The organism is Phascolarctobacterium sp. ET69, assembly GCF_023336935.1.
Lineage (GTDB): Bacteria > Bacillota > Negativicutes > Acidaminococcales > Acidaminococcaceae > Fusicatenibacter_A > Fusicatenibacter_A intestinipullorum.
Window position 1 is genome coordinate 1 of the sequence record NZ_JAMBLR010000002.1, and the last position, 21,676, is coordinate 21,676.

23 protein-coding genes are annotated in these 21,676 nt (G+C 42.1%); 7 read left to right on the top strand and 16 right to left on the bottom strand.

The window, feature by feature from the left end; translation table 11 throughout:
• Positions 1–49 precede the first annotated feature (49 nt).
• From M3079_RS02755 to M3079_RS02775, 5 genes are all read right to left on the bottom strand, one after another.
• Complete coding sequence (locus M3079_RS02755) at positions 50–670, bottom strand: hypothetical protein (RefSeq protein ID WP_249077112.1); 621 nt, start codon at positions 668–670, stop codon at positions 50–52.
• Positions 671–840: 170 nt separating this feature from the next.
• Positions 841–2,244, bottom strand: coding sequence for an alanine/glycine:cation symporter family protein (locus M3079_RS02760; protein WP_249077113.1), 1,404 nt, complete (start codon positions 2,242–2,244; stop codon positions 841–843).
• Positions 2,245–2,268: 24 nt separating this feature from the next.
• Positions 2,269–2,634 carry a DUF1667 domain-containing protein gene (locus tag M3079_RS02765; protein WP_349293333.1) on the bottom strand — a complete coding sequence of 122 codons (366 nt, stop codon included), beginning with the start codon at positions 2,632–2,634 and terminating at the stop codon, positions 2,269–2,271.
• 5 nt (positions 2,635–2,639) lie between these two features.
• On the bottom strand, positions 2,640–3,905 hold the full coding sequence (locus tag M3079_RS02770; protein ID WP_349293334.1) for an NAD(P)/FAD-dependent oxidoreductase: 1,266 nt from the start codon (positions 3,903–3,905) through the stop codon (positions 2,640–2,642).
• A complete protein-coding gene (locus M3079_RS02775) occupies positions 3,902–5,362 on the bottom strand; it encodes an NAD(P)/FAD-dependent oxidoreductase (RefSeq protein ID WP_249077115.1) in 1,461 nt (486 codons plus the stop codon). Before M3079_RS02775 ends, M3079_RS02770 begins: the two co-directional genes overlap by 4 nt.
• Positions 5,363–5,563: 201 nt before the next feature.
• On the opposite strand from M3079_RS02775, the gene M3079_RS02780 reads away from it, so the two are divergent.
• Positions 5,564–6,154 carry a hypothetical protein gene (locus M3079_RS02780; RefSeq protein ID WP_249077116.1) on the top strand — a complete coding sequence of 197 codons (591 nt, stop codon included), beginning with the start codon at positions 5,564–5,566 and terminating at the stop codon, positions 6,152–6,154.
• A 57-nt stretch (positions 6,155–6,211) separates the two neighbouring features.
• Here M3079_RS02780 and gyrA read toward each other — a convergent pair whose 3' ends face one another.
• The 11 genes from gyrA to dnaA form a co-directional block, all read right to left on the bottom strand.
• On the bottom strand, positions 6,212–8,653 hold the full coding sequence (gene gyrA, locus M3079_RS02785; RefSeq protein WP_349293325.1) for a DNA gyrase subunit A: 2,442 nt from the start codon (positions 8,651–8,653) through the stop codon (positions 6,212–6,214).
• A gap of 16 nt (positions 8,654–8,669) precedes the next feature.
• Positions 8,670–9,437, bottom strand: coding sequence for a TSUP family transporter (locus M3079_RS02790; protein WP_249077118.1), 768 nt, complete (start codon positions 9,435–9,437; stop codon positions 8,670–8,672).
• Between the two features lie 16 nt (positions 9,438–9,453).
• Entirely contained in the window at positions 9,454–10,164 is a 711-nt protein-coding gene (locus M3079_RS02795) for a thiamine diphosphokinase (protein WP_249077119.1), read from the bottom strand.
• Positions 10,164–10,463: a hypothetical protein gene (locus M3079_RS02800; protein WP_021715280.1), complete on the bottom strand. Its 300-nt coding sequence runs from the start codon at positions 10,461–10,463 to the stop codon at positions 10,164–10,166. Before M3079_RS02800 ends, M3079_RS02795 begins: the two co-directional genes overlap by 1 nt.
• A gap of 14 nt (positions 10,464–10,477) precedes the next feature.
• Complete coding sequence (gene gyrB / locus M3079_RS02805) at positions 10,478–12,400, bottom strand: DNA topoisomerase (ATP-hydrolyzing) subunit B (RefSeq protein ID WP_021715281.1); 1,923 nt, start codon at positions 12,398–12,400, stop codon at positions 10,478–10,480.
• 11 nt (positions 12,401–12,411) lie between these two features.
• Positions 12,412–12,693 carry an extracellular matrix regulator RemB gene (locus M3079_RS02810; RefSeq protein ID WP_021715282.1) on the bottom strand — a complete coding sequence of 94 codons (282 nt, stop codon included), beginning with the start codon at positions 12,691–12,693 and terminating at the stop codon, positions 12,412–12,414.
• 1 nt (position 12,694) lies between these two features.
• On the bottom strand, positions 12,695–13,507 hold the full coding sequence (locus M3079_RS02815; protein ID WP_249077120.1) for a DUF721 domain-containing protein: 813 nt from the start codon (positions 13,505–13,507) through the stop codon (positions 12,695–12,697).
• Positions 13,507–14,637 (bottom strand): DNA replication/repair protein RecF, encoded by a 1,131-nt coding sequence (gene recF / locus M3079_RS02820; protein ID WP_249077121.1) that lies wholly within the window; start codon positions 14,635–14,637, stop codon positions 13,507–13,509. Before recF ends, M3079_RS02815 begins: the two co-directional genes overlap by 1 nt.
• A complete protein-coding gene (locus tag M3079_RS02825) occupies positions 14,627–14,851 on the bottom strand; it encodes an RNA-binding S4 domain-containing protein (protein ID WP_249077122.1) in 225 nt (74 codons plus the stop codon). The genes recF and M3079_RS02825 overlap by 11 nt, the downstream gene beginning before the upstream one ends.
• Position 14,852: 1 nt before the next feature.
• Positions 14,853–15,962 (bottom strand): DNA polymerase III subunit beta, encoded by a 1,110-nt coding sequence (gene dnaN, locus M3079_RS02830; protein ID WP_249077123.1) that lies wholly within the window; start codon positions 15,960–15,962, stop codon positions 14,853–14,855.
• 252 nt (positions 15,963–16,214) lie between these two features.
• Positions 16,215–17,648, bottom strand: a complete 1,434-nt coding sequence (gene dnaA / locus M3079_RS02835) for a chromosomal replication initiator protein DnaA (protein ID WP_249077124.1) — start codon at positions 17,646–17,648, stop codon at positions 16,215–16,217.
• 285 nt (positions 17,649–17,933) lie between these two features.
• Here dnaA and rpmH point away from each other — a divergent pair, with 285 nt between their 5' ends.
• Genes rpmH through mnmE form a run of 6 tightly spaced genes read left to right on the top strand, consistent with a single transcriptional unit; the run spans position 17,934 to position 21,671 of the window.
• Complete coding sequence (rpmH, locus tag M3079_RS02840) at positions 17,934–18,068, top strand: 50S ribosomal protein L34 (RefSeq protein ID WP_021718820.1); 135 nt, start codon at positions 17,934–17,936, stop codon at positions 18,066–18,068.
• A 53-nt stretch (positions 18,069–18,121) separates the two neighbouring features.
• Complete coding sequence (gene rnpA / locus M3079_RS02845) at positions 18,122–18,490, top strand: ribonuclease P protein component (RefSeq protein ID WP_021715288.1); 369 nt, start codon at positions 18,122–18,124, stop codon at positions 18,488–18,490.
• A 10-nt stretch (positions 18,491–18,500) separates the two neighbouring features.
• Positions 18,501–18,710, top strand: coding sequence for a membrane protein insertion efficiency factor YidD (yidD, locus tag M3079_RS02850; protein ID WP_021715289.1), 210 nt, complete (start codon positions 18,501–18,503; stop codon positions 18,708–18,710).
• A 51-nt stretch (positions 18,711–18,761) separates the two neighbouring features.
• Complete coding sequence (locus M3079_RS02855) at positions 18,762–19,424, top strand: YidC/Oxa1 family membrane protein insertase (RefSeq protein ID WP_021715290.1); 663 nt, start codon at positions 18,762–18,764, stop codon at positions 19,422–19,424.
• Positions 19,425–19,439: 15 nt separating this feature from the next.
• Entirely contained in the window at positions 19,440–20,213 is a 774-nt protein-coding gene (gene jag, locus M3079_RS02860) for an RNA-binding cell elongation regulator Jag/EloR (protein ID WP_021715291.1), read from the top strand.
• A gap of 57 nt (positions 20,214–20,270) precedes the next feature.
• Positions 20,271–21,671, top strand: coding sequence for a tRNA uridine-5-carboxymethylaminomethyl(34) synthesis GTPase MnmE (gene mnmE, locus M3079_RS02865; RefSeq protein ID WP_249077125.1), 1,401 nt, complete (start codon positions 20,271–20,273; stop codon positions 21,669–21,671).
• The last annotated feature ends 5 nt before the right edge of the window (positions 21,672–21,676 follow it).

The following is a 21,676-nucleotide window of genomic DNA, read 5'->3' on the forward strand; positions in this document are numbered from 1 at the left end:
TAATAGCACTTACTTAAACCTGTGTCAACACTTTTTTTAGATTTTTTGTTTATTTTTTTACATATTTCAGATATTCAAATCCGTAATACTGCGTAATATTAAGCATTTCCAAGTAAACTATTACTTCTGCCAGTTCTTCCAAAATCTGATTTTGAGGATGAGTTAAAGCACTAAACCAGACATGTTCACCGCCATATTGCAAAATAAGAGCAATAATTCCAATAACCGCACTGATTATTGGAAATTTAATTTCAAAAATCAGTTTTTTCCATGGCATAAACTTATAAAACCCATATAAAATAACAACAATAACCGCACCAATAACGGCGTTAATAAAATTATGCTGAGGAATACTGTTCATACTTATAAACTCAGGCCCCATTTCAGTATAAATTCCTGTAGGGAAAAAGACCCTGCCCCAGCTCAGTTCCCTCATAAACATATCCAAATAGAGAAGCCCTACCGTAAATCCAATACCTTTAAAATAATAATAAGCACAGTTAAAGCAAAACATTGCGCCAATCAATAAAAGTATGGACTGAGCATTTTCTATAAAGCCGTTTTCCCAGCCGCATTCAGGCGGTAAAAATTGCGCTAACGGGTAACATGCCAAAAGCAAAAATATACTAAATAAATCCTGCGGTGTAACCTGAAATTTAAATTTTGGCATTTTATCATCCTTTTTTCATATAAATTTCATCTTATACTATTATAATTTTATTTTATATATTATACAATGACTTATCAGTCAATTTCAATATAAAAATAATACCCATACACTGCCGTAAATCAAAAGCAGTATATGGGTCTTTTTTTATTTATGATACTAGAAAAATCAAATCAATCTTTCCAAACTTCAACGCCGGTTTTATCTTTTAATACAGAAGCTTTAAAAACAGGGTCTTTAATACCTGCTTTTTTCTGTGCCAGATAATCTTTCAGCGCCAGATAAGCATTCGGAGCCAGCCTGCTGATAGCAATAAGGTTGGTAATTGCCATAAGCGCCATAAACAGGTCGGCAAGGTTCCAAACCAGGCTTACTTTGGCAACGGAACCAAACATAACCATTAATACTACAAATATACGGAAAATATTAAGCGCTTTTTTGCTCTGCCACATAAATGCAATATTAATTTCACCATAATAGTAGTTGCCGATAATGGAACTGAACGCAAAGAGGAAAATCATTACCGCCAGGAAAATAGACGACCAAGCGCCGATATGTTCAACAAGCGCATACTGCACAAGTTCAATGCCGCTGAGCCCTACGCCCATATAATCTTTGGAGAGCATTACAATAAATGCCGATGCAGTACATACCAAAAGCGTATCAACAAATACGCCCAAAGCCTGAATAAGGCCCTGTGTTACAGGATGATCGGTAGTTGCGGTAGCAGCAGCATTAGGAACCGAGCCCATGCCTGCTTCGTTAGAGAACAGGCCGCGCTTGATGCCGGTCATCATGGCAAGGCCCATGCCGCCGCCAAAAGCAGCATTCAGGCTGAATGCTGAAGTAACGATATCGTAAATAACCTGCGGCATTAAATTGATATTTTTAATAACAACATAAAAAGCAATTAACAGATAAATACCTGCCATTACAGGAACCATCCATTCGGAAACTTTGGCAATACGGTTAATACCGCCGAAAATAACCATGGCAGTCATAATGGAAACGATAATGCCCACGGTAGTCCTGTCAAAGCCAAAAGCGCCCTGCAAAGACAAAGTAATGGTATTTGCCTGCACGGAATTAAAAATAAGGCCATAAGTGCTGCATATTAAAACTACAAACAAAACAGCCATAAAATTATTATGCAGTGCATTTTTAATATAATAAGCCGGACCGCCGCGAAAACCGCCTTCTGCGCGCGGAACTTTATAAATCTGCGCCAGCGTGCTTTCAACAAAGCCGGTAGCAGAGCCTATAAGTGCCATTACCCACATCCAAAAAATCGCGCCCGGTCCGCCTACGATAATGGCGATGGCGATACCTGCGATATTGCCAACGCCTACGCGGGAAGCGGTACTGATACAAAAAGCCTGGAACGGGGAAATATGGTTTTTCTCGGTTGATGCACCAACATTAGTACAAAGCAGTCGTACCATTTCCTTAATGCAGCGCAGCTGCACAAAGCAGGTTCTGAATGTAAACCAGATACCAAGGCCGACAAGAAGAATAATAAGAACATAAGCGTATAAAACGTCATTTACCGAAAGAACTAAATTATCCAGAAAGTCCATTTAGGCACCTCTTACAATAAAATTTTACAGCATATCGCGGCTGGCAATAATATTAACGCCCAAACCCAATATATCCTTTACAATTACATCTCCGGTTTTTACCGGCGCTTTAACAGTTACGCCGCGCAAAAAAGCAGCGCAGTCCAAAACTTTTTCCTTCGGAAGCACAGTTTCGGACACTACCGGCAGTAAAGGCAGCATGCCGCCTTCAATACGTACGGTTGTTGTCAGCATTCTTTTGGGAGCAGTTACTTCGTCATTTGCATATTTTGCGCCGCGCGGGCAGGTATTGCCTTTCACATCAATAACCTTACCGTTTTCAACCGTAACAGTCATTTCGCAGCCCATAGGGCACATAATGCAGTTCATTACACGTGTTTCAGCCATCAGCCTTATCACTCCTTATCCAAAAATACAGTCAGGCTGTCGCCTATCAGTTCAGCTTTGGCAGCAGGTATATCAACAGCAATCATTTCGCTGGGTTTGGCAACCGGCAGCATTCTCTGCAAAACTACGTTTTCGCCGCTTTTTACTACCAATTTAACCTTGCGTTCGGGGTTTGCCACACGCATAAACAAGCGTACCTGTTCTCCTGCTTTGGGCAGATTGAGGCACTGGGGAACGCATGTGCGCACGCCTTTTTCTGCAGTTACCGTTACAAATTTAGTATCATTGTCAAGTTTTCCCTGTGCTTCAAGCGCAGCAAACTTACCGGCAATTTCCGCTTCTTCAGAAACAAAGTCAACAAGGTCATGCACATGCACAACGTTGCCTGCTGCATAAAAACCGGGCAGGCTGGTCTGACGGTGCTGGTCAACAACAGGTCCGTTGGTAAGCGGGTGCATTTTTAAATCCAGCCCGCGGCTGAGTTCGTTTTCCGGAATCAGGCCGACGGACAAAAGTACGGTATCACAGTCGATATCAAACTCCGTACCCGGAATCGGGCGCATTTTTTCATCAACTTTGGCAACAGTAATGCCGTTTACGCGGTCTTTGCCATGGATTTTTACAATTGTATGCGAAAGATACAAAGGAATATTATAGTCATTAAGGCATTGTACAATATTGCGTGTCAATCCGTTGGAGAACGGGCAGATTTCCAGAACAGCCTGAACCTTGCAGCCTTCAAGGCTCATACGGCGCGCCATAATAAGGCCGATATCGCCGCTGCCCAAAATTACAATTTTATGCCCCGGAATATAGCCTTCCATATTTACCATGCGCTGTGCAGCACCAGCTGTAAATACGCCTGCCGGGCGCTCGCCGGGAATACGGATAGCGCCGCGGGTACGTTCGCGGCAGCCCATGGTTAAAATTACGGTTTTGCCCTGAACTTTAATCAAACCGTGTTCCGGGCTGACAGCAATAACGGTTTTATCTTTTTCAACGCTCAAAACCATAGTATCGGTCAGGCATTCAATTTCAGGTTTGTCTTTTACAAGTTCAATGCAGCGGTGTGCATAACCGGGACCGGTCAGTTCTTCTTTAAAATGATGCAGGCCGAAACCATTATGGATGCACTGCTGCAAAATACCGCCCAGTTCACGGTCACGCTCAATTACAAGCACGCTTTTGGCACCGTTCTGCCATGCGCTGTAAGCAGCCGAAAGCCCGGCAGGACCGCCGCCGACAATTACTATATCATAAAGCTCTTTCATTATTCCTGTCCGCCTTTCACATCTGTTTTTTCGTAATATAAATGGGAATCTTTGCGTTCCTTCAGCACATCGGCAACGGAAATCCCAAGTTCACGTGCTAAAATCTGCGTTACGCGCGGCCCGCAGAAACCGCCCTGGCAGCGTCCCATACCGGCACGGGTACGGCGTTTAACAGCGTCAACGGTATTTGCACCGCAGGGAGCTTTTATGGCAGCTACAATTTCGCCCTCGGTTACTGTTTCGCAGCGGCAGATAACGCGTCCGAACAGCGGGTCTTTTTCAATCAAATCATGTTTTTCGTTATCAGTTAAACGTGTAAAGTGAATTTGTTTCGGCAAAGCAGCTTTAAAATCTGCTTTTTTCTCCAAAGGCATAAATTTGCCAACAGCTTCGGCAATTTCTTCTGCCACGGCAGGAGCTGCGGTTAAACCGGGAGACTGCATACCTGCAGCATTAAACAAGCCTTCAACTTCAGATGCACCGATAATAAAATCACCGGTATCAGAAACAGCACGCAGACCAGCAAATTCCGTAATGGCAGCGCCCATCGGCAGGTTCGGTATCAGCTTGCGTGCAGAAGCAATAATCTGGTCCATACCGCCTGCAGTAACGGAAGTATCTTCTTTATCTTCCATATCGTTGGCATTAGGGCCGATAAAAGTATTGCCATGAGTGGTTGTGCAAACCAGAATGCCTTTGGAATTTTTGGCAGGAGTAGGGAATACAACGCCATATACCAAATCATTGCAGGCAGTTTTGTCAAATAAAATATATTCGCCTTTGCGCGGATGAATTTTAAAGCTGTCATCACCGGCAAGATAGGCAATTTCATCAGCATAAACACCGGCCGCATTAATAACACATTTGGTTTTAATTGCGCCGAGATTTGTTTCAACAGCAACAATTTTGCCGTCTTCTTTAACAAATCCGGTTACGCGGCAGTTACGGATAACTTCTGCTCCGTTTTGAACGGCACACTGGGCAAAACGGAGCGCAGCTTCAAACGGCCAGCAAACACCGGCGCTCGGTGCCCACAAAGCGGCCACAGCTGTGGTAAGGTTAGGTTCTTTTTCCAAAACCTGTTCGCGGTTTAAAATTTCAAGGCCCTGTACGCCGTTATTTTTACCGCGTTCAAGCAGCTCTTTCAAGGTTTCAACTTCTTCATCATTAACAGCAACAACCAGAGAACCGGTCCATTTAATATCAAGGTCCAGCTCATCTTCCAGCTGATGATACAAACGGTTTCCCAAAACATTGGTAATTGCTTTCATGCTGCCGGTAGGTGCATCAAAACCGGCATGCAGAATAGCACTGTTGGCTTTGGTTGTACCGCAGGCAATATCCGGCTCTTTTTCAAGCAAAACACATTTTACATTATACCTGGAAAGTTCGCGCAAAATTGCACAGCCTACAACACCGCCGCCAACAACGACGATATCCGCCTCTTTGATAAAATCCATTTCGTCACATCCTAAACTGATTTCTTAATCATTATTTAAAGTAATTTTAACACATTTGTTACAAAAAAAGAATATTTTACGCGCCGAGTTTTCAGAAAAATTTAAGTAAAAACGCTGTGGGATAGACAATGTCCCGATTTTTTATTATTTGACACTGCCGTTACAGTATTTTAAAATTAAAGTAAGAAAGAAGGTGTGCCTATGAAAAAACTGGCTTTAATTTTAACCTTATGTTTTTTCTGCTTTGCCAATTTTGCTCTGGCAGCAGATAACGAAACAGAACAAACTGCCAAAGAACCGGCCGCTGCAGCCGAACAAAAAGAAGAAACAAAAGATAAAAACGCAAACGATGATATTAAAATTTTAATTGACAAAGAAGAAATGAACAGTGAACTTCAGCAGGGCACTAACAATAAATGCTACCTTGAACTTGAAGAAAACAAGTATATTGCTTATGTAATTGATACCAAGGATGACGATACGCGCCGCGATTTGTTCAAAAAAGCACCGGCAGAACGCGTAAACCATCTTTACACCAATAACGAAGAAATTTATAACTATCTTGTTAAATTTATCCAGAGCCGCGAAGAATCAGGGCGTAAATATTACGGTTACCGTATTACCGGCGGCATTGAAGAAAATGAAACTGCCGCCAACGGCACAGTTATTTATAAATTCTGGTTCATGAAACTTGATGAAGATACAGATAATGGCATGCACATTCCTATCGGAATAGGCATCGGCATAGGCGGCGGGCACCATCATGGTCCCTGGGTTGGCATAGGCTGGTAAAACTTAAAACTGCGTATAAAAAATCCGCACCGGAATATTCCGATGCGGATTTTATTTTTATTCGTTATCCTGCTGTACGGCGGCCAAAGATACTACTTTGTCACCTTCGTTCAAGGTCATCAGTTTAACGCCCTGTGCATTGCGTCCAAACTGGCTTATGCCTTCGCCGTCAATGCGGATGATGATGCCGGCTGCGGTTATTAAAAGTATTTCCTGCTCAGGGTTAATAACTTTCATACCAACAACAGCACCTGTTTTTTCGGTAACTTTAATATTAATTACACCTTTGCCGCCGCGGGTCTGCTTGCGGTATTCGCTGACCGCAGTACGTTTGCCAAGGCCTTCTTCGGTTGCCGTCAAAACTTCTTCATTTTCGTTGGTTACGCTGTCCATGGCAACAACTTCATCATCAAAGCCAAGCTGAATGCCGCGTACACCGTGAGCAGTACGTCCCATCGGGCGCACATCCTGCTCGTCAAAACGGATTGCAAGACCTCTGCGCGTTGCCAGCACAATTTCGCTGCTGCCATCGGTAAGCTCAACGCCGATAAGTTCTTCGTTATCATCCAGCGTCATGGCAATAAGCCCTGCTTTGCGCGCACTGTTAAAATCGTTAAGATTAGTCTTTTTCACAGTGCCATTATTGGTAGCCATAAACATGAACTGGTCTTCTTTAAATTCTTTAACCGGAATAACGGCAGTTATTTTTTCACCCTGTTCTATCGGCAGCAGGTTAATAATAGCCGTGCCCTTGGCAGTTCTGCCGGCTTCGGGAATTTCATAGCCCTTCTGGCGGTAAACCCTGCCTTTATTGGTAAAGAATAAAATATTATGATGCGTTGTGGAAAGGAACAAATGCTCTGCACAATCATCGTTTTTCTTGCCGCTGCCGCCGGTTTTGCCAACGCCGCCGCGTTTCTGGCTGCGGAAATTATCCAGCGTCTGACGCTTGATATAACCCTGATGGCTGATGGTAATAACAATATCTTCTTCGGCAATCAGGTCTTCAATTTCCATGGAAGAAGAATCAACGGAAAGTTCCGTGCGGCGTGCATCACCGAACTTTTTCTTCATTTCAAGCAAATCTTCTTTTATAATGCCCAAAACTTTATGTTCGTCTGCCAAAACACTCTCCAGCCAGTCAATGGTTTCCAAAACATCTATATATTCATCATCAATCTTTTTGCGCTCCAAACCGGTCAGCCTTTGCAGGCGCATATCCAAAATGGCCTGTGCCTGGCGCTGGCTGAGGCTGAATTTTTCCATCAGCGCAGCTTTGGCGGTATCGGCATTGGCGCTGCTACGGATAGTGCTGATTACTTCATCAAGATGGTCAAGCGCTATTTTCAAGCCTTCCAAAATATGGGCGCGTTCTTTGGCCTTGCCGAGCTCATATCTTGTACGGCGGGTAATAACGTCTTTCTGATGTTCCAGATAATAATTTAAAATCTGTTTTAAATTAAGAATACGCGGATGTCCGTTAACAAGTGCCAGCATAATAATACCGAAGCTTGTCTGCAGCTGGGTATGCTTATAAAGCTGGTTCAGCACAACATCAGGCACGGCGTCACTTTTCAGTTCAATTACCACACGCATGCCGCGGCGGTCAGATTCATCACGCAAATCAGTAATGCCTTCAATAACGCCGTCCTTTACAAGCTGGGCAATTCCTTCAATAAGGCGTGCCTTATTAACCTGGTAAGGAATTTCAGTTACAACAATGCGGTGCTTGCCTTTCTGCATCGGCTCAATTTCTGCGCGCGCGCGGATTTTAACAATGCCGCGTCCGGTATTATAAGCATTTTTAATGCCTTCAGTACCCAGAATTATTGCACCGGTCGGAAAATCAGGCCCTTTAATGGCAGTCATCAGCTGCGGAACTTCCACATCAGGATTATCAATAAGCATAACAAGACCGTCAACAACTTCACCCAGATTATGGGGAGGAATATTGGTTGCCATGCCTACCGCAATACCGGCGCTGCCGTTAATTAAAAGTGCAGGCACTTTGGCAGGCAGTACGCTCGGTTCTTTTAAAGATTCATCATAGTTGGGAACAAAATCTACCGTTTCTTTTTCAATATCTTCCAGCATGGTTTCGGCAATTTTTGTCATGCGCACTTCCGTATAACGCATTGCCGCAGCGCTGTCACCGTCCACGCTGCCGAAGTTGCCGTGTCCGTCAACCATCAGATAACGGGTGGAAAAATCCTGCGCAAGGCGTACAATGGCATCATAAACAGCCGTATCACCATGAGGATGGTATTTACCTAAAACTTCACCGACAATACGGGCGGATTTTTTATACGGCTTGTTGGAAGCCATGCCCGCTTCCTGCATAGCATATAAAATACGCCTGTGTACAGGTTTTAAACCGTCACGCACATCAGGCAGGGCCCTCTGCACAATAACGCTCATTGCATAATCAATATATGATTTCTGCATTTCTTCTTCGATATAAACGGGTAAAACCTTACCTGCTCCTGTTTCTAACTCCACAATATCACCTCAGTAATTACTTAAAGAAAATGTCATATATCTGTTTGCCTATTAAAAGCGTTGTTACCGTTAAAAATAATGGCCTTACATAAGCAGCCCCATGTTTTATTGCCATTTTTGTTCCAAAGTATGCGCCAGCTATCATGCTTAGGCCCATAATAATACCGTAAACCCATACCACGGAACCGTTAAAAATAAATGTTGCCAATCCGGCAAGATTACTGGCCGTATTAAGCGCTTTGCCGTTGCCGGCTGCCGTAACAAAATCGCATCCCAAAAATAAAAAACCGAAGATTAAAAACGTTCCCGTACCGGGTCCGAAAAAACCGTCATAAAAGCCCATGCATAAAGCCATTAAAAATGCCCCGGCCAGTGCCCAGAAACTAAAATCGGTACGGCTTTGAAAACTGCCCCATTCTTTATGACTGTAAGTATAAGCTGCAATCAGCACAAGCATAACTACAACTAGGTTGCGCATAAAATCCTGCGGCAGCAAATGCACCGTATAAGCACCGCACACGGAACCTATCATTGACATTGGCACCAGGGATATAACCAGTTTTTTATTTATATTGCCGGAACGCCAGAATGAAATTACGCTTGTAACGGCACCCATACTCGCGGCAAGTTTATTGGTTCCAAGCACCATGCTTACTGGCAGCCCTGATGTTAAAAGTGCAGGCACTGAAATCAGCCCGCCCCCGCCGACGGTGGAATCAATAAATGCAGCTACAAAACCGGTTGCAACAAATAAAACTATATTAAATAAATCAAGATTTTCCATATTTTACAAATACCTCTTACAGCAGTTCTTTACCTGCGGTTTTTAAATAAAAACCGGCAAAACCGCTGTGGCAGCTCATTTTTACAACTTCAGAAGTAATTTCATTGCTTATGGCATAAGGGTAACTTGTTAAAAGTTCTGCTTTTTTTAGCGGCCATCTCGTTCCGCTTAAACTTACACAGCTGTTTTCAAGCGGTATTAACGAAAGTGCTTTAAAATCAGCGCCAGCAGTAAATTCAAGGCTTTCGCCTGCTGCTAACAGAACCATCAGTTCCTGCTCATCAGCCATTATTACTGCTGTATTAGTTCTTTTTTTATAAGAGCATAACGAAAAGACATTGCTGTACAAATGGTCAAAACGCCCGCCCCAAATTCCCGTAATAAGCAAATTACTTTTTAAAGGCAAATTGTTTAAAAGAAGCTGCAAGTCGGTATCGTCTTTGGCAGGATTAAACAACAATGCTTTTATTTTTTCATCTTTTGCTTTCTGCAAATATGCCGGAGCGGTACTGTCAGCATCACCGCATAACAATTCAGGCTTAAAGCCTGCGTCAAAGCATATTTCTATACCTCTGTCGGCGCAGTAAATTTGTCTTCCGCAAGCAGCTTTTTTAAACCATGAAAGTTCAGGTTTTCTGCCACCGGCTGCGGCGATAACAAAATCCTCTTTTTCAGCACTGTTCTTTAATATAAAATTTCCCTGCGGTAAAGTTAAATTTAATTCCATCAGGATTTCTTTTTGGCTGCGGCAGGTTTAATAATAATCTGCCCGTTTTCTTTATAAACTTTCCAGTCTGCTTCGCCTTTGGTATTTTTAAACCAGTCCATACTTAATTCAAGCAGATAACGGTTTAATTTTTCAAGTGCTTCTTCCGGCAACAGAATTTCTTTGCCGCCTGCATTTTTAGCCGTTTTTATTTTTTTGTTTTTTACAGGCTCATCGCCGTAAACGGCATTTTCAAAGCTTACTTCTTCCTCGTAGCCTTTTAACATATCCTCATCAGATAAATTTTTTCTTATTTTCATTACATTTCACCTTATTACAAATCAAGATTACGTACCTTGCCGGCATTCTGCTCGATAAACTGACGGCGCGGCTCAACTTTGTCGCCCATAAGTACGGAGAAAATTGCGTCCGCCTCTGCGGCATCTTCCAGATGTACCTGCAAAACAGTGCGTGCTTCCGGATTCATAGTTGTTTCCCACAGCTGTTCCGGGTTCATTTCGCCAAGGCCTTTATAGCGCTGTACGTAAGGGTTATTATCGCGGCCTACTTCGTCAAGCACTTTCTGCAGTTCATCATCACTGTAAGCATACATGTGCTTCTGCCCTTTACGTACCAGATACAGCGGCGGCTGGGCAATAAACACATGCCCTTCCTTAATCAGCGGCTGCATATAACGGTAGAAGAATGTTAAAAGCAGTGTGCGGATATGAGCGCCGTCGACGTCGGCATCTGTCATGATAATAATTTTGCCATAACGGGCTTTGTTAATATCAAATTCTTCGCCAATGCCGCAGCCGAAAGCTGTAATCATGTTGCGGATTTCTTCGCTGCTTAAAATTTTATCAAGACGTGCTTTTTCAACGTTCAAAATTTTACCGCGCAAAGGAAGTATTGCCTGAAAACGTCTGTCGCGTCCCTGCTTGGCACTGCCGCCTGCGGAATCACCTTCGACAAGGTAAATTTCCGTTTCTGCGGCATCTTTACTCTGGCAGTCGGCAAGTTTACCGGGCAGGCTGCTTATTTCAAGCGCATTTTTGCGTCTGGTAAGTTCTCTTGCCTTGCGTGCCGCCAGCCTTGCGCGTGCGGAAATAATCGATTTTTCCACGATTTTCTTGGCAACAGCAGGATTTTCTTCAAAAAATTCTGCCAGCCCTTCGCTGACCATATTATCAACAATGGGGCGGATTTCGCTGTTGCCGAGTTTTGTTTTCGTCTGTCCCTCGAACTGAGGTTCCGGCACCTTTATGCTGATAACGGCAGTAATGCCTTCGCGCACGTCATCGCCGCTTAAATTATCGTCATTTTCCTTCAGCGTGCCGATTTTGCGGGCATAATCATTAATGGTACGCGTAAGCGCCTGTTTAAAGCCGCTTAAATGCGTGCCGCCTTCTTCGGTATTAATATTATTTACAAAAGTAAAAATATTTTCATTGTAAGTATCGCAATACTGTATTGCCACTTCTACAATATTGTTTTCCTTGATGCCTTCAATGTAAATCGGTTCTTCGTTAATTTTATCCTTATTTTCGTCAACGTATCTTACAAACTCAATAATGCCGCCTTCGTAATGGAAGGTTTCGGTTTTGCCGCTGCGCTCGTCGCTTAAAATAATTTTTACGCCCTTATTCAAAAAGGCCAGCTCGCGGATGCGGATTCTTAAAGTTTCGTAACTGTAAACAAGTTCGGTAAATATTTCGGCATCCGGTTTAAAATGCACGGTAGTACCGGTTTCTTCGGTAGTACCTTTTTCATACAGGGGAACCACCGTTTTGCCGCGTGCAAACTCAATGCCGTAAACTTTTCCGCCGCGGCGCACTTCAACTTCCATATGTTCGCTTAAGGCATTTACGCAGGAAACACCTACGCCATGCAGGCCGCCGGAAACCTTATAGCCGCCGTCGCCGAATTTGCCGCCAGCATGCAGTATCGTCATAACAACTTCCACGGCAGGCTTGCCTACTTTGTGCATATCAACAGGAATACCGCGCCCGTTGTCTTTAACGGTAATGCTGTTGTCATGATGAATAACAACCTCGATTAAAGAACAATAACCGGCCAGAGCCTCGTCGATACTATTATCTATAACTTCATACACCAGATGGTGCAGGCCCCTGCCGGAAATGCTGCCAATATACATACTCGGGCGCTTGCGTACCGCTTCAAGTCCTTCAAGAACCTGAATCTGGCTCGCGCCGTACTGACCTTTTACTTCTGTTGCTTCTTCTAAAACGGACATCTTTACCTCCATCAATTATCCCTGTCGCGGTTATAAACTTCAATGCCAAAATCATCTTCCGCACGCTTTTTCAGCGTAAGCGCCGAAATACCGGAAAGATAAATTTTGTCGTCAGTAAGTATACAGCTGGAATATTCACCGTTTTCCGATAAATCTATAACCTCGTATTTATGTTTTTCGCACTGCTTTTGCAGATAATTTTTAAATACATTGTTTTTCTGGTTTCTGATATTAAAAATAGCGATAATATCAGTATTTTTAATAACAAAATCAGAACCCAAATGTAAATACATGCTATTTCCCCCGCAAATTATTTAAAACATTCTGATATGTTTTATCATCAATCAAGTCAGGAGTTTTTCCTGTTTTAAAAATAACAGCCAGCATTTTTTCACTGCTGCTGGCAGTTTCATCCGCAACTTTGGCATAATAATGCTGCCGCAGATGATTTTTAACACTGTCATACAATATTTTATCACAATTCAGCGTTTTTTTACAATTTTCGTAATCGGACCACGGCTCCGTCAATAAAAATTTTACCAGTTCATCATGCAGTTTTTCCTGTTCATAACGGCTGCATACGGCACATAAATTGCCTTTTCCGTTAATAACGGCGCCGCAGCGGCTGCATTTTTTGCCGCCCTTTTTTAAAAGAGCTTTTTCGCGTTTTAACGCGGCGGCCTTAAAAGCCATCAATTTAAGCTGCAAACCGGTATTTTTTACGTTTCCTGCCAATGCGGAAATTTTTTGCCGTTCTTCTTCCTGCAGTTCAATTTTTTCAGGCTTATTTTCAGAAGCAGAGTCTTTTAAAAACTCGTTATCAACGCTGCCATTAAAAAATTTTAAATCTCCGACGGAACGTTTTTTTAAAACTCCGTTAATATTTTTTAAAAACTGCTTTTTCATTAAAAGCAGATGATTTGACCATACGGAACTGTCGGTATTAATATATAAAACTTTGTTTTCCAGCTTCACGGGCTTGGAATGTCTGGCAACATTTTCACCGCAAATGCTTTTCCACTTGCTTTGCAGGTAAAAAACAGTATAGGTATCGCGTTCTTCCTTGCCCGGAAGCATTTTCAGCAAAATCTGCTCCACATTATCCATCAGCCCTGCATTACCTTTCCGTTTTCAATATAAAAATAAGCGTTATTGTTTAAATCAGGTATTAAATGCTTGTCATTAACCGTAATAAAAGTCTGCACCCTGCCGTCGATAAACTTCAAAAGATGCGTGCGGCGTTCGGAATCAAGCTCGCTCATTACGTCATCAAGCAGAAGCACAGGATATTCACCGGTATTATTTTTCACATATTCAAGCTGGGCAAGTTTTAAAGCCAGTGCCGCGCTGCGCTGCTGTCCCTGCGAACCGAAGGCTTTCAGCAGCTTGCCGCTGACATAAAAGAATAAATCATCACGGTGCGGGCCAATGCTTGTATTTCCGCGCATAATATCCAGAGCCTGCCGCTCATGCAGTTCTTTTAAATAAAACTCCTGCCACTCATTTTCACTTTTATCGCTTTGCTGCAAAATAAAATCATTACTGGTTTTTAAAGCATAGTTAATCAACATGGTTTCGCTGCCGCCGGCAATGGAAGCATAAATGCCGGAAGCAATAACCAGCAGTTCTTCAAGCGCAGCCAGCCGTTTTTTTATGATGCGTGCGGCAGAAGCACTCAGTTCATTATTCCATAAATTCAGCTGGCTCTTATCGCCGTCATTATCGCGTATTTCTTTTAAAAGCCTGTTGCGCTGCTGCAAAAGGCGGTTATATTTTACCAGCAGTTCATAATAAGCCTTGTCGGTCTGGGCAATCTGCATGTCAAAAAAGCGCCTGCGCAGCTGAGGCTCTCCCTTAATAAGCTGCAAATCTTCCGGCGAAAACATTACCGTATTTAAAGTGCCGTAATGTTCTTTCGCCTTTATATTTACATTATCAAGCAAAAGTTCTTTTTTTATGCGCCCGTTTTGCTCGTAACGCTTTATTTTTATTTCATAATCAGAATCAAAACTCGTAAAATCAGCTTTTACGGCCATTTCACGCCGTCCGTCACCGAACAGGTCATCTTCCTGAAAAGTACGGTGCGACATGCCGAAAGCAGCATAAAAAATTGCTTCCAGCAGGTTTGTTTTGCCCTGGGCGTTTTTGCCGTAAAAAATATTTACCATTGCCGGAAACTGCAGGCTGCACAAACCGTAATTTCTGAAATTATGCAGATATAAACCTTTAATTTTCATTGCTTACAGTAATAGCTACCATGCCTTTAACGGTTACTTCGTCACCGGCGCGGATTTTTTTGCGTTTTTCCAGTACCGTCTGCCCGTTAAGGCTTACAAAGCCAGCTTCAATAAGTTCATGCGCCTGCCCGCCGCTCATTACAACACCGGCATATTTTAAAAGATTAGTTAAAGTTATATATTCCGTTTCAATCTGTACCGCAAGTTTTTCCATATCAGAACACAACCCTTACCGGAGTAACAATATAAATATAATTTTCTTCGCCCACCGGCTTAATGCATACAGGGCTTAAGGAATTATTCAGTTCCATAATGGCTTCTTCGTCGGAAAGATTCTTTAAAATATCAAGTATATACTTGGAATTAAAAGCTACGTTCAGTCCGTCGCCTTCGGTACGGCACTGAATATCTTCACGGCCTTTGCCGACATCAGGGCTGCTGGAGCTGATAATAATTTCCGTATCGCCGACGCTTACTTTTATAATGCTGTAATCGCCGTCGCTCGAAAACAAGGCAACCCTTTCCACAGCGCCTGCCAGTTCTTTAACATTAAACCTGGTTTTGGTATTAAAAGAAGGGGGAATAACACGTCTGTAATCAGGAAATTTACCTTCAATAAGCCTTGAAACAATTACTACCTGGTCTATTACAACCATAATCTGGTTATTTAAAAGAGAAATTTTAATTTCCTGCGGAATGTCGCTGTTCAGGTTGCGGGCAATTTCCGACAAAACCCTGGAAGGAATAATGATGGACATATCTTCATCGGAAGCATATGGCATGCTCTTAATGGCAAGCCTGTGCGTATTTGTACCGACAAAGGTAATCTTGCCGTCACTTATTTCCACAAGAATACCGGTAAACAAAGGCCTTGCTTCATCGGTAGAGCAGGAGAAAATAGTCTTTTTAATAAGCTCCTTTATTTTTTCGTCTTCCAACACAATCTGTTTTTCGGGATTAAACTCAGGAAATTTGGGATAATCATCTTCATTCATTAACAGCAGCTGAAAATCGGATTTTGCCGATTTTACGGAAATGGTTTTTTCTTCTTTATTTTTAATGATGGTAACGGTTTCTCCCGGGAGCTTGCGCATCAGCTCCGAAAAATGTTTGGCAGAAACCACAATTTCGCCGTTGGCTTCAGTATTGCTTTCAACGGTACAGGAAATTGCCATATTTAAGTCCATGGCCTGCACATATAAAATATTTTCGGCAGCAATGATATGGATACCGGAAAAAATCGGAGCGGTCGGTTTGGAAGAAATGGCTCGCTGTACAGTTTGAATTGCTTTGTTCAGGCTTGTTGTTGAGCATGTAAATTTCATGTTATGCAGACCTCCATTATTTTATAATAACTATATAGATTTAAAATAATTAGTAGTAGTTATAGTAGTAAGTGTGGATATGTGGAAATTATGTAAAGCCGCTGTAAAATCACATTTTAGCGCCTGTTTATAATATGTGGAAAACTGTTCATAACTTTTAACGTTATAAACTTTTCGTTTTCTGATTTTAATTTTTAACAAGTTATCAACAGGTTTAAACACATTTTCCACAGATAATTGTTGAAAACTTTATTACTGGTTAAGCTGCTCGGTTAAATAAACAATAGCTTTTTCTATTGTCGGGTCTTTTTTACGCTGGGCGTTGATTTTATCATAAGCATGAATAACGGTGCTGTGGTCACGCCCGCCATAGATTTCGCCGATGCGCGGATAGGATAAATCTATCAGCTCGCGGCAGAGATACATGGCAATATGCCTTGCCGTGGCAATGCTTTGGGTACGTTTTTTTGTAAATAATTCATCGGGCTTGATTTTAAAATATGCAGCCGTTGCTTCATTAATGGCTTCATAAGTTATTTGCCTGCTCTGAACGGTGGCTCCCATTTCGTCAAGAATGTTTCTGGCAAGTTCAACGGTTATGGGCATGCTCATAAGGCCGGCATAAGCAACTATTTTGGTATAGGCGCCTTCAATTTCCCTGATGTTTGTGGTAATGCTTGAGGCAACAAGCGTTATAACATCATGGGGAATTTCAATGCCTTCAAGTTCCGCTTTTTTGCGTAAAATTGCAATTCTTGTTTCAAGATCAGGTGACTGTATGTCGGCCATCAGGCCGCATTCAAAACGGGAACGCAGGCGGTCTTCGATATTTTTGATATGTTTGGGCAGTCTGTCGCTGGAAATAATAATTTGTTTGTTTTCTTCGTAAAGCGCATTAAAGGTATGGAAAAATTCTTCCAGGGTACGTTCACGTTTTTCCAGAAACTGAATGTCGTCTATAATGAGGCAGTCAATTTTGCGGTATTTGTTTTTAAAATTTTCCATTGTCCTTTTTTCAATGGAAGTAACAATTTCATTAAGAAATTTTTCGCTGGAAATGTAAAGCACTTTGGCATCCGGCTTATTTTTTTTAATCTGGTTGCCGATGGCATGCATTAAGTGGGTTTTGCCAAGGCCGACTCCGCCGTAAATAAAAAGCGGATTATAGGCAATGCCGGGTTTGGCCGCTACTGCCTGCGCTGCTGCATAGGCAAAACGGTTGGAATTGCCTATAACAAAAGTGTCAAAAGTATATTTTACATTTAAATTACTGGGAAACTGTTCTTCAAAAAGAACCGGCTGAACATAACTGCCGGTATATTCGGGCGGTTTTGCCGGCTGTGCCGGTGCCTGAACTTCTGTTTTTACCGGCTGCGGGGCAGGGGCAGGCGGTTCTTCCTTTGGAGCCTGCTTTTGTACCGGCGCGGCCGTAAAATCAAGGTTTTCTATCTGCAGGCTGAATTCCTTACCTGTTATTTCAGCAAGCAGATTTTCGATAATGGGTTTGTAATTTTCTTCCAGCCATTTTTTTAAAAAATTATTGTTAACGCCGATTATGAAAACTGTGTCTGTTGCCGAAAGCGGTACTGCAGGGCTGATAATAGTATTGTAAACTGTTTCGCTGACAGAATTTTTTAGCCTCTGAAGCAGTTGTTCCCATATTTCCGAAACATTATAGGAATTCATTATTGATAGTCCTTTCCACTGAATTATTTTTAATTTTTGCTGATTTTTCTGCAATATGTCTATCACTTTATTTTAACAAAATTGTCGTTTATTATCAATTGCTTTGTTTTTTTAATAAAATTACTGCCGTTAACCGGTTTTATGCGCAAAATTCTTGAAAAACTTTGTTTTAACGTATTCTTTATTCTTGACACTTAACGTACTATCTAATATAATTTTATCAGCTATCAATTCATTAAAATAGAGAATTTGATAAAACCGTTAATAGTAAGGAGGTAGCAGTTCATGAAGCGTACTTTTCAACCGAATAACCTTAGAAGGAAAAGAACCCATGGTTTCAGAGAAAGAATGAAAACTTTGGGCGGACGTCAGGTTTTAAAAAGAAGACGTGCAAGAGGCAGAAAGAAATTGTCTGCATAATATTATAAATAGGCCGCTCATACGGCCTATTTTTTCAATGCGGGCAGGTGTATATGCATAATTTGAAAACAGACAGTGATTTTTCTTTTAAAAAAGAAAACAGAATTAAATCGAAAAATGCTTTTCAGATTGTTTATAAGACAGGCAGGTCGGTAGTCGATTCCATGTCTGTAATGTACGTATTGGCAAATGATGAAAAAAATATAAAAATCGGTTTTGCTGTCGGCAAAAAAATGGGCAATGCTGTTGTACGCAACAGGGTAAAGCGGCTGATGCGCGAAGTTTTCCGCCACAGGCGCAGCGAGCTTAAGGATTCAATCCATATTATCTGGGTAGCGCGCAAAAAACTTATTGCTGCCGACATTTATACTTATGACAGGATTTTTATGCGTTTGGCCAAAAGGGCAGGTATACTAAAGTAAAGGTGAGAACATGAAAACGGTTATTATTTTGTTAATCCGTTTTTATCAGATATTTATTTCGCCGATGTTCCCTCCGCGGTGCCGGTTTTATCCTACCTGTTCACAGTATGCTTTGGAAGCTGTACGGAAAAAAGGCGCCGTTAAAGGAAGCTGGCTGGCGTTAAAGCGTATTTTAAAATGCCATCCGTTTCACCCCGGGGGATATGACCCGGTTGATTAAGCCGAAATTTATGTATTGCAATACATATATCAAATCAGGGAGTTGAAAAATTTGGACTTTTTAAGCAGTCTTGTACAGGAAGCAATTACTATTCTTTATAATATCAGCGCATCGTTTGGTTTTGCAAACTACGGCTTTGCCATTATTCTTTTAACTGTTATTGTAAAGATGGCAACTTATCCGCTTACCAAAAAGCAGATTCAGTCGATGAAAGCCATGCAGCGCCTTCAGCCTAAAATGAAAGCCATTCAGGAAAAATATAAGGGCGATAAAATGAAAGCCAACGAAGCATTGGCTCAGCTTTATAAATCCGAGGGCGTTAATCCTCTGGCAGGCTGCCTGCCGCTTTTAATTCAAATGCCTATCCTTATCGGTATTTTCTACGGCATCCGTGATTTCCAGTATGCAGGTTCCCCTTTGTTCATGGGGCTTGATATTTCCAGAAGCCTGAGCGAATTTATGTCTGCCGGCGGACCGGAAATGTATGCTTATGCTGTTTTGCCGGTATTGTCTGCATTAACTACTTTCCTTCAGTCTAAAATGACGATGCCTGATACTTCCACTACGCAAAATCAGGTTATGCTTTACGGCATGCCGCTGTTTATCGGTTATATCAGCATCAGCTTCCCGACAGGCCTTGTACTGTACTGGGTTGTAATGAACATTATGCAGATTGGCCAGCAGCTTTTTATGGAAAGAGGACAAAAGAAATAAAGGGAGATTTTAAAGATGGATTTTATTGAAAAAACCGGTAAAACCGTGGAAGATGCTTTAAATGACGCATTGGCTGAACTGAAAACTACTGCCGATAAAGTTAATGTTGAAGTTATAGAAGAAGCTAAAAACGGTATTTTTGGTTTATTTGCCAAAAAAGCCAAAATCAGGGTTACCTTAAAAGATGCTGCCAGAAAAATCGGTGATATTGTAGACGAAACAGTGGACAGCATTAAAGAAGATTATAAAGCAGGCAAACAGGAAGCTGCCGCTGCAAGGGAAGTTGCCAAAAAAGAAGAAGCAAAACCCGCAGTGCGCGAACATGTTATTGAAGAAGCTGCCGTTGAAGCCGCCAAAGAATTTTTGCAGAAGATTTTTAATGCCATGCGCATTGAAGTTGTAATGGAGAAATTCATCAACAAAAACGAAGGCATGGTTACTTTTAAACTTCATGGTTCCGATATGGGCATTTTAATCGGCAAACATGGCCAGACTCTTGATTCTTTACAGTATCTTACCAATCTTGTTGCCAACAAGAATTCTGCTGAGCGCATCAGAATTGTAATTGATATTGAAGATTACCGCGAACGCCGCGTTGAGACTTTAAACCGCCTGGCACTGCGCCTTGCCGATAAGGTTAAACGTACCGGCGAACGTGTTGTGCTTGAGCCGATGAATCCTCATGAAAGAAAAATTATTCATGTAGCATTACAAAACGACCGCCGTATTACTACGCTCAGCGAAGGTGAAGAACCGTACCGCCGCGTTGTAATTGAATTAAAAAAATAATTTTCTTAATTTTAAACCCAGTCGTTTGTACTGGGTTTTTCTTTTGGAGAACAGATTATGGAAAATACAGCAAAACAATATCAGGAAGAAACCATCAGTGCTGTTTGTACGGCTTTGGGCGAAGGCGCTATCGGCATTATCCGCATCAGCGGGGAAAACGCCCTTGCTGCCGGGGAGGCAATTTTTAAGGCAGCCTCCGGCAGAAAACTGGCTGATTATCCCGTAAATACTTTGGTTTACGGCCATGTATATGATGCAGACGGAAGCATGGTTGACGAAGTTATGGCCGTTTATATGCGCGGGCCTCATTCCTATACGGCAGAAGATGTTGTGGAAATTCAGTGCCATGGCGGTGTGCGTTCTTTGCAGAAAATTCTATCGTTAAGCTATGCCGCAGGTGCGCGCCCAGCTGAGCCCGGTGAATTTACCAAACGTGCTTTTTTGAACGGCCGTATTGACCTGGTGCAGGCTGAAGCCGTAATGGACATTATAAAATCCCGCAGTGATGCGGCCCTGAAGGTTGCGGTACGCCAGCAGGAAGGGCAGCTTTCTTCAGAGGTGCGCGGATTAAGAAAAGAACTGCTTGATGTAATTGTTAATTTGGAAGCGGTTATTGATTATCCGGAAGACGATATTGAAGAAATGACTTTTGCTTCCGTTTTGGATTCCGTAAATAAAACGGCAGAAGGAGTTAACAAACTTTTGGCAAATGCCCATACCGGTAAAATTCTGCGTGAAGGTTTGCGTGTGGCCATTATCGGTAAGCCTAATGTCGGTAAATCGAGCTTTTTAAACTGCCTTTTAAAAGAAGACAGGGCTATTGTTTCCGAATATGCCGGTACTACGAGAGACGTTATTGAAGAACAGTTTTTATTGGGCGGAATTCCTATTGTACTGGCTGATACTGCAGGTATAAGGGAAACGGAAGATTATGTTGAACGCATCGGCGTTGAAAAAAGCCGCCGTATACTGAATGAAGCAGAACTCGCAATTGTTGTGCTCGACGGTTCTGCACTTTTGTCTGAAGAAGATTTTGAAATATTGGAATTAGTTAAAGGCCGCAGTTATGTTATAATTATCAATAAGAGCGATTTGGGCAGCGCAAATATAAAGAACAGTTTAAACGGTGAATTTAAAAATGCGCCCGTTATTGAACTTTCTGCCAAAACAGGTGCGGGGCTTGATGTTTTTACAGGCTGGCTGCAAAAATTTGTTTATGGCAGTGATAAACATTTGGGCGACGGTATTTATGTTCAGAATGCCCGCCATGAAAATTTGCTTAAAAACAGCCTGGCAAGCATGCAGGATGCGCTTAGTGCTGCCGAAGCACAAATGCCTTACGACTGCATAATGATTGATTTGCGCAATGCGGCCGGTTTTCTTGGTGAAATAACCGGTGATACTGTGCGTGATGAAATAATAAACGAAATCTTTTCTAAATTCTGTATCGGTAAATAATTTTG